Source organism: Thioclava sp. UBA3469 (genome assembly GCF_002378135.1).
Taxonomy (GTDB): Bacteria; Pseudomonadota; Alphaproteobacteria; order Rhodobacterales; family Rhodobacteraceae; genus Thioclava; species Thioclava sediminum.
Window position 1 is genome coordinate 1 of record NZ_DFRG01000078.1, and the last position, 580, is coordinate 580.

Consider the following 580-nt stretch of genomic DNA (forward strand, 5'->3'; position numbering starts at 1 on the left):
GCGCTAGCGTCGGCTGGGCGATGTAATTCTCGGGGTTGTCCTCGATCTTGTGGCGGAAATTCTCGATCTGCTCCTTGGTCGATTTCGGCCCCACCAGCATCCCGTAACCGCCCGAGCCGTGGACCTCTTTCACCACCAGCTCGGAGAGGTTTTCGAGAACGTATTTGCAGTCGTCCTTCTTGGCGCATTGCCAGGTCGGCACGTTTTCCAGAAGCGGCTCTTCGCCCAGATAGAAGCGCACCATTTCCGGCACGAAGGTATAGATCGCCTTGTCGTCGGCCACGCCGGCCCCGGGCGCCGAGCAGATCGAAACGCCGCCCGAGCGGTAGACATCCATCAGCCCCGGAATGCCCAGCATCGAATCCGGGCGGAAGCAGAGCGGGTCGAGGAATGCGTCGTCGATCCGGCGATAGATCACGTCGAGCTTCTTCGGGCCTTCCGTCGTCCGCATCCAGCAGAAGCCGCCCTCGCAGAACAGGTCCGGCCCTTCCACCAGTTCGACGCCCATCAGATCGGCGAGGAAGGAATGCTCGTAATAAGCCGAGTTGAAATGGCCCGGCGTGAGGATCGCGACCGTCGG

1 protein-coding gene is annotated in these 580 nt (G+C 61.7%); it reads right to left on the reverse strand.

What is annotated here, in order from left to right:
- Positions 1-580 (reverse strand): circularly permuted type 2 ATP-grasp protein (locus B3D39_RS06825; RefSeq protein WP_286789539.1); only part of this gene is annotated, 580 nt, incomplete at both ends.